This window comes from Oceanibaculum pacificum (genome assembly GCF_001618175.1).
Taxonomy (GTDB): Bacteria; Pseudomonadota; Alphaproteobacteria; order Oceanibaculales; family Oceanibaculaceae; genus Oceanibaculum; species Oceanibaculum pacificum.
Window position 1 is genome coordinate 1 of record NZ_LPXN01000011.1, and the last position, 10,702, is coordinate 10,702.

Consider the following 10,702-nt stretch of genomic DNA (forward strand, 5'->3'; position numbering starts at 1 on the left):
GCCTTCCGGCAGCAGGCGCTGGAACACCTGCTTGTCCTGATGCGGCACCTGCATGCCGCCGGGCTGCTCGGGGCGGCTTTTGGTCGGTCCCTCGTCGGCCTTGATGATCGGCGCCACGTCGGACGCGCCGCTGCGTTGGCCCTGATTATAGGCGTACCAGACGATGCCGCCGAAAGCGCCCAGCGCGAACAGCGCGATGAAGATCGGCAGCGCCCGGCTGCGGCCCGCGCGCCGGCGCGGCTGCGGCCGGCGCATCTCGTCCGGCTCGGGCGGCAGCGGCGGACGGCCCATCGGTTCCTGATCGCGCTCGAAGCTCATTACATCTCCTCCGCCGGCGTCACGCCCATGATCTCCAAGCCCGAGGCGACCACGATGGCCGCGCCGCGCACCAGCGCCATGCGGGCCAGCGTCAGCGCCTCGTCCTCGGCGATGATGAAGCGTAGGGTCGCATCATCGCGGCCCTTATTCCACAACGCATGGAACTCCGCGGCAAGCTCCTGCAAATAGAAAGCGACGCGATGCGGCTCATGCGCTTCCGCCGCGCTCTCCACCATGCGCGGCCAGCCGGCCAGGCGCTTCACCAGCGCCAGCTCCGCCGGATCGGCCAGCGGCGACAGGTCGAGGGCCGCCAGGCCGGCATCGCTTAAATCCCGGCCCGTCAGCGCCTCCCTGGCGTGGCGCAGCACGGAATGGGCGCGGGCATAGGCGTATTGCACATAGAACACCGGATTGTCGCGCGACTGCTCGGTCACCTTGGCGAAGTCGAATTCCAGCGTCTGGTCGTTGCGCCGGGTCAGCATGATGAAGCGCACCACGTCCGTCCCCACCGCCTCCAGCACGTCGCGCAGGGTGACGAAGGTGCCGGCCCGCTTCGACATGCGCACCGGCTTGCCATTGTCGAACATATGGACCAGCTGGCAGGTCTTCACGTCCAGCGCGCCCTTGCCGCCGGTCACCGCCCTAACGGCGGCCTGCATGCGCTTGATGTAGCCGCCATGATCCGCGCCCCAGATATCGATCATGGTGGCGTAGCCGCGCTCGAACTTGTCGAGGTGATAGGCGATGTCGTTGGCGAAATAGGTCCAGCTACCGTCCGATTTCTGCAGCGGCCGGTCGACATCGTCGCCGAAATCGGTGGCGCGGAACAGGGTTTGCGGGCGTGGCTCCCAATCCTCGGGCGTCTTGCCCTTCGGCGGCTCCAGCACGCCGGTATAGATGTGGCCGGCCTGGGTCAGCGTCTCCAGCACGGCATCCACCTTGCCGGCCTCGACCAGCTTGCGCTCGGAGGAGAACACCGCCTGCTCGACGCCCAGCAGCTTCAAATCCTCCTTGATCTCGCCCATCAGGAAGTCGATGGCGAAATTGCGGATCGGCTCCAGCCACTCGGCCTCGTCCCGGCCCTTCCACTTGTCGCCGTCGCGCGCCGCCAGGGCCTGGCCGACATCCTTCAGATATTCGCCGGGATAGAAGCCTTCCGGGATATTCGCATCGCCCTCGCCCAGTGCTTCGAGATAGCGCAGATAGGTCGAGCGGGCGAGCGTGGCGACCTGATTGCCGGCGTCGTTGATATAATATTCCTTGCAGACCTCGTAGCCGGCCTTGAGCAGCAGGTTCGCCAGCGCGTCGCCGACCACGGCGCCGCGGGCATGGCCGGCGGTCAGCGGCCCGGTCGGGTTGGCCGAGACATATTCGACATTCACCTTGCGCCCGCTGCCCAGCGTGGAATCGCCGAAGCGGGTGCCCAGCCGCAGGATGCCGGCAAGCTGGTCGCGCCAGACGCCATCGGCCAGCCGGATATTGATGAAGCCCGGCCCGTCCACCGAGGTCTCGGTGACGAACTCCAGCGCATCCAGGCGCGGCTTCAGCTTCTCCGCCAGCTCGCGCGGCTTCAGGCCGGCCGGCTTGCACAGCACCATCGCGGCGTTGGTCGCGGCGTCGCCATGGCTGGGATCGCGCGGCGGCTCGATGGTCACGCGCTCCAGCGACAGGCCGGCGGGCAGCTCGCCTGCCGCCGTCATCGCCTCCAGCGCGTTGCGAAGATGGTCTTTCAGATCGTTGAATATGTTCATTTATGCTGGGTCTTTAAAATCGAATAGCCGGTCATATTCCCTGAGCGCGAAACGGTCGGTCATCCCGGCGATATAGTCGGCCACGACCCGCGCCGTCTTGTCGGTGTCGGGGCCGTCCGCCTGGATGCGCCATTCCGTGGGCAGGCATTGCGGCTCGCGGCATAGCAGATGGAACAGCTCCCGCACCACACGTTTCGCCTTGGAGGTCATGCGATTGACCTTGTAGTGCCGATACATGCGCTCGAACAGGAACGCGCGCATCACCTTGTGCTGCGCCATCATCGTCTCGGAGAAGGCGGCGATCGGCCTGCCTGCCTGCCGGATATCGTCAGCCGATTGCGGCTGCAAGTCGGCCAGGCGGGCCCTGGTCTCGGTCAGCAGGTCGGTGACCATGGCGTTGATCACCCGGCGCACCAGCTCATGGATCAGCCGCGAGCGGTCGAGGCCGGGGTAGCGGGCGCGCACCTCGGCCAGGATCGGCCCGACCAGCGGCATATCCTCGATATCCTCGATGTCGAACAGCCCGGCGCGCAAGCCATCGTCCAGATCGTGATTCTGGTAGGCGATATCGTCCGACAAGGCGGCCACCTGGGCCTCCAGCGAGGCGAAGCTGTCGAGCATCAGATCCTGCTGCTCGCTGTAGCTCACGATGCCGGGCAGCGCCGGCTTGGTGGCCAGCGGGCCGGCGACCGGGCCGTTATGCTTCACCGTGCCTTCCAGCGTCTCCCAGGTGAGGTTCAGCCCGTCGAACTCGGCATAGCGATGCTCCAGCTTGGTCAGCACGCGCAGTGTCTGGACATTGTGGTCGAAGCCACCATAGGGCTGCATGACCTCGTCCAGCGCCTCTTCGCCGGCATGGCCGAAGCAGGTGTGGCCAAAATCATGCGCCAGCGCCAGCGCCTCGGCCAGATCCTCGTTCAGCCCCAGCGCCCGGCTGATCGAACGGGCGATCTGCGCGACCTCCAGGCTGTGGGTCAGCCGGGTACGGTAATAATCGCCCTCGTGATAGACGAAGACCTGTGTTTTGTATTTCAGCCGGCGGAACGCGCCGGAATGGATGATGCGGTCGCGGTCGCGCTGGAACGGGCTGCGCTCGGCATGTTCCGCCTCGGCATGCAGCCGGCCCCGCGACCGCGCGGGATCGCAGGCGTAAGGCGCAGAAAGGGCAGGTCCGCTCGACATGCCGCGACCCTACAGGCGCTGCGAACCGGGCGCAACGGGCAGCGCTGCGGGAATGATTGAAAATCCGGCGGAATTCCATACATTTGGGGCAGAAGATTTCGTCATCCGAAGGTGCCTGTCATGGCCGAAGCGACCGTATTGGAGCAGCCCCGCGCGGTTTCCCTTAGTGAAAGCGCCGCGCGCCAGGTTTCCCGCATGCTGGAAAAAGAGCCGGAGGGCGGCGCGCTGATGCTGCGCCTGTCGGTCACCGGCGGCGGTTGCTCGGGCTTTCAGTATAATTTCGCCTTCGACGACGAAGTGCATTCCGACGACAGCGTGTTCGAGCGCGACGGGGTGAAGCTGGTGGTTGACGAAACCTCGCTCGACCTGCTGGCCGGCGCGGAAGTGGATTATGTCGAGGAACTCATCGGCGCGTCCTTCCAGGTGAAGAACCCGAACGCCGCCTCCTCCTGCGGCTGCGGGACCTCCTTCGCGCTATAGCGTTGGCCGCCATGCTCCCTTGAGCATCCGGCCCGGCTGCCGCTACACTCCGGCCTCCCGTCGGCTGGAGACATAACCCCTGTGAAGATCGCCACCTGGAACGTCAATTCGATCAAGGCGCGGCTGCCCAACGTGCTGGAGTGGCTGAAGGCCGCCGATCCCGATGTGGCACTGCTGCAGGAGGTGAAGACGCAGGAGGCGGATTTCCCGGCGCTGGAGATCAAGGCGCTGGGCTACGAGATCCATGTCTCCGGGCAGAAAAGCTATAATGGCGTCGCCTTGCTGTCGAAGCACCCGGTGGAAGACTTGGCCAAGGGCCTGCCTGGCGACGATGCCGACGAGCAGGCGCGCTATATCGAAGGCACGGTGAAGGGTGTGCGCATCGGCTGCCTGTACCTGCCGAACGGTAACCCGGTTGATACCGAGAAATACCCCTACAAGCTGGCCTGGATGGCGCGGCTGCGCGCCCATGCCGCCGGGCTGCTGGCCAGCGAGCGGCCGGTGGTGCTGGGCGGCGACTACAACATCATCCCGGAGGAGCGCGACTGTTATGATCCGGCCGCCTGGATCGATGACGCGCTGTTCAAGCTGGAGAGCCGCCAGGCATTCCGCGCCATCGTCCATCTGGGCTATACCGACGCCTTCCGAGCGATCCACCCGCACCGCATCGCTTACAGCTTCTGGGATTATCAGGCCGGGCGCTGGCCGCGCGACGAGGGCATCCGCATCGACCATCTGCTGCTGTCGCCGCAGGCCGCCGACCGGCTGCGCGACGCCGATATCGACCGCGAACCGCGCGGCCGGGAGAAAGCCTCCGACCATACCCCGGTCTGGTGCATGCTGGACTCCTGAGCCGTTAACGTGATATTAGCGTTTGACCGGTAAAAATTATCGGCATCGGATTTCATGAGGAGGCCAAAATGGCTGGTATGGACGTTACGGGGCTCGCCATCGTCGGCATGCGCAGCGACAAGCAGCAGGCCCAGGTGACCGCCCAGGTGGTGACCCAGGCGCTGCAGAACACCAAGCAGATCGCGCAGCAGGCCGCCGCCCCCACTTCCTCCCCTTCCTCCTCCGGCGGCGTCAACATCGTCGTCTGACACGACAGCACCGCCGCCGGCTGATCGCTTGCGGCGGTTTTCTTTGACCAAAAAGTTCCTGTTATGTTCTGGATGAATGCGTCATGCGGGATGAAGTCTATGAGGGTGGATGCCTGTGCGGGGCCGTGCGCTATGCGGCAACGGGTCCTGTCCGGTCGGCTGGCTGGTGCCATTGCCGGATATGCCAGCGCGCCATCGGCGCGCCTTCTGTGCCCTGGGGCAGCTTCTTCCTGGAGAATTTTCGCTGGACCAAGGCGAAGCCCAGCCTGCACCACTCCAGCGACAAGGCCGAGCGCAGCTTCTGCCCGACCTGCGGCAGTTCCCTGACGTTCCGCTTTCTGGGAAGCGACCCGGCAGAAATCGATGTGACGCTGGTCAGCCTCGACGATCCCGATGGCCTGCGCCCGCAATGGCATATCTGGACCATGTCGGCGCCCAGCTGGCACGAGTATGATGACGGGCTGAAACGCTATCAGGATAATGGCCCGGACCGCAGCCTCGATCCGGACCTGCCCTCCCCGCTCCCGCCGGGGCGTTAGCCTTCGAAGACCGGCCCCAGGGGGCTCAGCTTGATTCCCTTGCGCAGGCGCGTCCAGGGCAGCTTGGCGGGATCGGCGACCATCGGCCCCGGCGCCGTGCAGACCAGCACTTCCTGCGCGATGGGCTGGAAATCGGCGCGGAAATGCACCGAGCTCTTGTTCACCAATATGCCCTTGCGAGTCGGCTCGATGCCGACATGGCGGTACATTTCCTGGTCCGCCATCTGCGCCTTGCGGCAGGCCACGACAATCTCAATGTCGCGGATTTTCAGGCACGCCATCGGCCCCAGATTCATCCTGGCGCCCTTGTAGAACGGGCCGGTGCCGGTAAACACGCCGGTATTCAGCTTGGCGACGGTGAAGGTGGCGTGGAACGGCTTGTCGCCGGGAATGCGCGACTTGCCGCCGAGCGCCAGGGTGATCTCCGCCCCTTCGCCCGCCTGATGCGCGATGCGCGCGGATTCCTCATCGACCATGATGCCCAGCGCCGCGTTGGGCGCATCGTTCTCGACCAGCGCGCGCAACATGCCGGTGGTGTCGGAATCGCCGCCAGCGCCCGGATTGTCCTGGGTGTCGGCGATGACCACCGGCTTGTTGGCGGCGCGCGCGATCTTCATGGCGTATTTCACGCCCTCGTCCGGCTCGTACAGCTTGCCGGCGAAATTGGCCTCGTTGCGCAGGATTTCCTCCTCCAGCGCCTTCGCCGCCCTGTCGGCCTTCACCTGGTCGGTGGCGTAGACCATGATCGCCGGGCCGCAATGATGGATGTCGGCCGCCGGGAAGCCGGGGGTGAAGGAGACCCGGGCGACGTCGCCCTTCTCCAGCTCCTCGGTCATCTCGTAGAGCGACTTGGCCGGGTCCATCATGGTGCATTGGAAGCTGAGCGGGATGAGGAAGGGTATCTGCCGATACGCCTTGTTCACCGCGCCGGAGCCGCGCAGCACATTATCCAGATGGATCGCCGTGCGCCGCCCGGTATCGGCCATGTCGACATGCGGATAAGTGCGGTAGGCGACCAGCGCGTCGGCGTATTTCACCATCTCCGGCGTGGTGTTGGAATGCAGATCCAGGCTGGCCATCACCGGCACCTTCGGGCCGACGATCTCGCGCACCCGGCGCAGCAGCTCGCCCTCGCCATCCTCCAGATGCTCGGTGACCATGGCGCCGTGCAGGCACAGATAGACCGCCTCGAACGGCCCTTTCGCGCGGATGCCGTCCAGGATCATCCCGGCGATACGCTCATAGGCTTCCTCGGTGACATGCGCCGAGGGGCTGGCTGCCGCCCAGGCGGTCGGCACCAACTCGTGCCCGCGCTCCCGCGCTTCCTCGATGAAGCCCGCGATGGACAGGTTGATGCCCTTCACCGCGTCGAACAGATCGCCGCCGGACACCAGCGCCGGCCAGCTGCCGCCGCGCGCGAAATCCTCGAATTCCGCCTTGGAGGGCGCGAAAGTGTTGGTTTCGTGCTGGAAGCCGCCGATCGCGATACGCGCCATGGAAAATGTCTCCGCTGCTGACAAGTTTGTTGCAGGGGAGCATGCCCGCCGATGCCGGCAAGGGCAAGGCTTCAGGCGTTGATGGTGAGGCCAGCACCGCCCAGATAGCGGTCGATCAGCGGCTTCAGCGCGTTCGCGTCGCCGTTGCGGAAGTCGCGCAGCGCATCCTGGGTCTGGCGCAGCTGGTCGATGGCGTTCTGCAGCCGCTGGTCCGGCATGCCGGCCGCCGCCGCGCCGCTCGGGTTCTCGCTGCGCTCATAGCGGGCCGACTGAAAACCGGCGGCGAGCTGTTCCTTGGTCAGATCGATGCCGCGGCCCTGGATATCGACCAGTTCGGTGTCGTCGACCGACACCTTGCCGTCCTTCGCCAGCCCGATTTCCAGCCCGATGCCCTGGACCGAGGCGAAGGAACCGCTGGAATCGCCGTAATTGGTGGCAACCTGCGCCAGGCGCAGATCGAAGCCGGTGAAGTTCTTGTCGCTGACAGCCCTGTCGATCAGCCCTTCCATTCCGCCCAGCGTGCGATCGATGGCGGCATTGGCCTCGCTGTCGCGCTTATAGAAAATCTTGAAATAGGTCGACAGCGTCTCGCGCAGCTGGCTGCGGATCGATTGCTCGTCGCGCTGATCGATGATGAAGCCGAAGGTAGGGGCCGATGCGCCCGTGGTGGAACGCACCAGAAATTGCTCCGGGGCGCCCGCCCTCGTCTGCTGAAGGGCCGTTTTACCGGTGGTCTGGGACGCGCCCGCCTGACTGGTCGCCAGGGGCAGCGTCATGCCGCCTATCGAATTGATCGCCATGGTGTTTCTACCGATCGCAAAGGCGATGCCGCATTCTAGGCATCGCACCATCACCCGCTAATATAGATTAAACGCAAAAGCGCCGCCAGGGTTTCCCGCTGGCGGCGCTTTTATCGTTTCTAAAAGCCCTTACTGGTCGGGGTAGGAATGCACCTCGGCGGCCCCGCCCGGATGCGTCACCGCGCCCTTTTCGGCGTCGCCGACGGTCTGGGCGTATTTCCACAGGGTGCCGGACTGGTACTCATGCTTGCGCGGCTTCCATTCCTTGCGGCGGGCCTCCAGTTCGGCGTCGGACAGCTCGACGTCCAGCGTGCCCTTCTCGGCGTCGATGACGATGATGTCGCCATCCTTCAACAGGCCGATGGGGCCGCCGACCGCCGCCTCCGGCCCGACATGGCCGATGCAGAAGCCGCGCGTGGCGCCAGAGAAGCGGCCATCGGTGATCAGCGCCACCTTGTCGCCCATGCCCTGGCCGTAGATCGCCGCCGTGGTCGCCAGCATCTCGCGCATGCCAGGGCCGCCGCGCGGGCCTTCATAGCGGATGACCAGCACCTCTCCTTCCTTGTACTGGCCCTTCTTCACCGCCTCGAACGCCGCTTCCTCGGTGTCGAAGCAATGCGCCACGCCCTTGAATTGCAGCTTCTTCATGCCGGCGACCTTCACGATGGCGCCCTGCGGGGCCAGGTTGCCGCGCAGGCCGACGACGCCGCCGGTCGGGGTGATCGGATCGCTGGTCGGGCGCACGACATCCTGGTCGGTCGGCAGGGTGACGCCTTCCAGATTCTCCGCGATGGTCTTGCCGGTCACGGTGATGCAGTCGCCATGGATGAAGCCGCCATCATACAGCGCCTTCAGCATGACCTGCACGCCGCCAATCTCGAACAGATCCTTGGCGACATAGCGGCCGCCCGGCTTCAGATCGGCGATATAGGGGGTGCGCTTGAAGATTTCCGCCACGTCATGGATGGTAAATTCGATGCCAGCCTCATGCGCCATGGCCGGCAGATGCAGCGCCGCATTGGTCGAGCCGCCGGAGGCAGCGACCACCGTGGCCGCATTCTCCAGCGCCTTGCGGGTGACGATGTCGCGCGGGCGCAGATTGCGCTTGATCAGCTCCATGATGGCGACGCCCGACGCCTCGGCATAGGCGTCGCGGGTCTCGTAGGGGGCAGGCGCGCCGGCCGAGCCGGGCAGCGCCAGGCCGATGGCCTCCGACACGCAGGCCATGGTGTTGGCGGTGAACTGGCCGCCGCAGGAGCCGGCGGACGGGCAGGCCACACATTCCAGCTCGTGCAGATCCTCGTCCGACATGTTGCCGGCGGCGTGCGCACCGACCGCCTCGAACACGTCCTGCACGGTCACGTCCTTGCCCTTGAAGCGGCCGGGCAGGATGGAGCCGCCATACATGAACACCGACGGGATGTTCAGCCGCAGCATCGCCATCATCATGCCGGGCAGCGACTTGTCGCAGCCGGCCAGGCCGACCAGCGCGTCGTAGCAATGGCCGCGCACCGTCAGCTCGACCGAATCGGCGATCACCTCGCGGCTGACCAGTGACGATTTCATGCCGGCATGGCCCATGGCGATGCCGTCGGTCACGGTGATGGTGGTGAATTCGCGCGGCGTGCCGCCCGCCGCCTTAACACCCTTCTTGGTCGCCTGCGCCTGGCGCGCCAGGGCGATATTGCACGGGGCCGCCTCGTTCCAGGTGGTCGCCACGCCGACGAAGGGCTGGGCGATCTCCTCCTCCGTCATCCCCATGGCGTAATAATAGCTGCGATGCGGGGCCGAGCTGGGGCCGACCGACACATGGCGGCTGGGCAGCTTGGACTTGTCGAACTTATAGGCGGTCATTTCATCCCCCTTGGCGTGCGGCTTTGAACAGCCGTGGCTTGGTACGGCTCAATCGGCCGGCAGAATAGTCGCCGTGCAACGCGATTGCCTAGTGGCTTTCGACCCCGTAGATAGGTGCCCTCCATTCCCTGCAAGGCATTTCCCCTCATGGCCTTCCCCACACTTGCCTTCGACGCCGCCTGGGCCGCCTATCGCCGGTGGGAGCATCGCCTGCCCGCCAAGCCCGCCCCGGTGACGCCGCGGCGCATCGCCGGCATCGCCGACATACTGGATCAAGTCGATGTCGTGGTGCTGGACGCCTATGGCGTGCTGAATCTGGGCGGCAGCGTGATTCCGCAGGGGCTGGAAGCGGTGGCGGCGATCCGCGCCGCCGGCAAGCGGCTGTGCATCGTCACCAATGACGGCTCGCAGGCCCCCGCCGCCATCGCCGCCAAGCATCGCGGCCGGGGCTACGATTTCCGCGACGACGAGGTGATCGCCGGGGCCTCGCTGGTGGTCGAGGCGGTGGCCGCGTTTCCAGCAGTGACGCGCTGGGGCATCATCTCGCTGGAGCCGAGGCCGCAGCCACAGGTCACCGATGCGATGATCGCCTTGGGCGACGATCCCGCCGCTTATGACAGCGTCGACGGCATCGTCTTCATGGCCACGGAAAGCTGGGACGAACAGCGCCAGGCGCTGCTGAGCGATGCGCTGACCGCCCGCCCCCGCCCCTTCATCGTCGCCAATCCGGACGTGGTCGCGCCGCATGTCGGCGGCTTCTCGGCCGAACCCGGCTATTTCGCACATCGCATCGCCGACCGCGCCGGGCTGGCGCCGACCTTTCTCGGCAAGCCCTTCCCCGGCGTCTACCGCCTGGTGCGCGAGCGCTTCCCGGAGGTCGATCCACAGCGCATCCTGGCCGTCGGCGACACGCCGCACACCGACGTGATCGGCGCGCGCGCCCACGGCATGCGCGCCCTGCTGGTCGAAAGCGGCTTCCTCGCCGGCCGCGACAGCCTGGCCCATTCCGCCGAATGCGGCATCCTGCCGGACTTCATCGCGCCGACGATTTGAGCCAAGGTCTTAATCGCTGAAGCGGCCATAGATAAGCCTGCCGGCCTACCCTTCGAGACGGCGCTGCGCGCCTCCTCAGGGCGAGGGTGCCAAGTTGCACCGGCGGAACCCCCAATGACCTCATGCTGA

The 10,702-nt window shown here is 65.9% G+C and carries 10 protein-coding genes and 1 pseudogene; 5 read left to right on the forward strand and 6 right to left on the reverse strand.

The window, feature by feature from the left end:
* From AUP43_RS01590 to AUP43_RS01600, 3 genes and pseudogenes are all read right to left on the reverse strand, one after another.
* Positions 1–318: pseudogene (locus AUP43_RS01590) on the reverse strand (hypothetical protein); the annotation flags it as partial.
* Positions 318–2,069, reverse strand: coding sequence for an arginine--tRNA ligase (gene argS, locus AUP43_RS01595; RefSeq protein WP_067551701.1), 1,752 nt, complete (start codon positions 2,067–2,069; stop codon positions 318–320). The gene argS and the pseudogene AUP43_RS01590, both read right to left, overlap by 1 nt.
* On the reverse strand, positions 2,070–3,251 hold the full coding sequence (locus tag AUP43_RS01600) for a deoxyguanosinetriphosphate triphosphohydrolase (RefSeq protein ID WP_067551704.1): 1,182 nt from the start codon (positions 3,249–3,251) through the stop codon (positions 2,070–2,072).
* Between the two features lie 120 nt (positions 3,252–3,371).
* Here AUP43_RS01600 and erpA point away from each other — a divergent pair, with 120 nt between their 5' ends.
* From erpA to AUP43_RS01615, 4 genes are all read left to right on the forward strand, one after another.
* Positions 3,372–3,731, forward strand: a complete 360-nt coding sequence (erpA, locus tag AUP43_RS01605; RefSeq protein ID WP_067551707.1) for an iron-sulfur cluster insertion protein ErpA — start codon at positions 3,372–3,374, stop codon at positions 3,729–3,731.
* An 81-nt stretch (positions 3,732–3,812) separates the two neighbouring features.
* Complete coding sequence (gene xth / locus AUP43_RS01610) at positions 3,813–4,583, forward strand: exodeoxyribonuclease III (RefSeq protein ID WP_067551710.1); 771 nt, start codon at positions 3,813–3,815, stop codon at positions 4,581–4,583.
* Positions 4,584–4,651: 68 nt separating this feature from the next.
* On the forward strand, positions 4,652–4,831 hold the full coding sequence (locus AUP43_RS18850) for a hypothetical protein (protein WP_157089185.1): 180 nt from the start codon (positions 4,652–4,654) through the stop codon (positions 4,829–4,831).
* An 83-nt stretch (positions 4,832–4,914) separates the two neighbouring features.
* Positions 4,915–5,370, forward strand: coding sequence for a GFA family protein (locus AUP43_RS01615; RefSeq protein WP_084462428.1), 456 nt, complete (start codon positions 4,915–4,917; stop codon positions 5,368–5,370).
* On the opposite strand, the gene AUP43_RS01620 is transcribed toward AUP43_RS01615, so the two are convergent.
* From AUP43_RS01620 to ilvD, 3 genes are all read right to left on the reverse strand, one after another.
* Positions 5,367–6,866, reverse strand: a complete 1,500-nt coding sequence (locus AUP43_RS01620; RefSeq protein ID WP_067551716.1) for a M81 family metallopeptidase — start codon at positions 6,864–6,866, stop codon at positions 5,367–5,369. The genes AUP43_RS01615 and AUP43_RS01620 overlap by 4 nt on opposite strands.
* Positions 6,867–6,937: 71 nt before the next feature.
* Complete coding sequence (locus AUP43_RS01625) at positions 6,938–7,666, reverse strand: hypothetical protein (RefSeq protein ID WP_067551719.1); 729 nt, start codon at positions 7,664–7,666, stop codon at positions 6,938–6,940.
* Between the two features lie 129 nt (positions 7,667–7,795).
* Positions 7,796–9,520: a dihydroxy-acid dehydratase gene (gene ilvD, locus AUP43_RS01630; protein ID WP_067551722.1), complete on the reverse strand. Its 1,725-nt coding sequence runs from the start codon at positions 9,518–9,520 to the stop codon at positions 7,796–7,798.
* 147 nt (positions 9,521–9,667) lie between these two features.
* On the opposite strand from ilvD, the gene AUP43_RS01635 reads away from it, so the two are divergent.
* Positions 9,668–10,573: an HAD-IIA family hydrolase gene (locus AUP43_RS01635; RefSeq protein ID WP_067551725.1), complete on the forward strand. Its 906-nt coding sequence runs from the start codon at positions 9,668–9,670 to the stop codon at positions 10,571–10,573.
* The last annotated feature ends 129 nt before the right edge of the window (positions 10,574–10,702 follow it).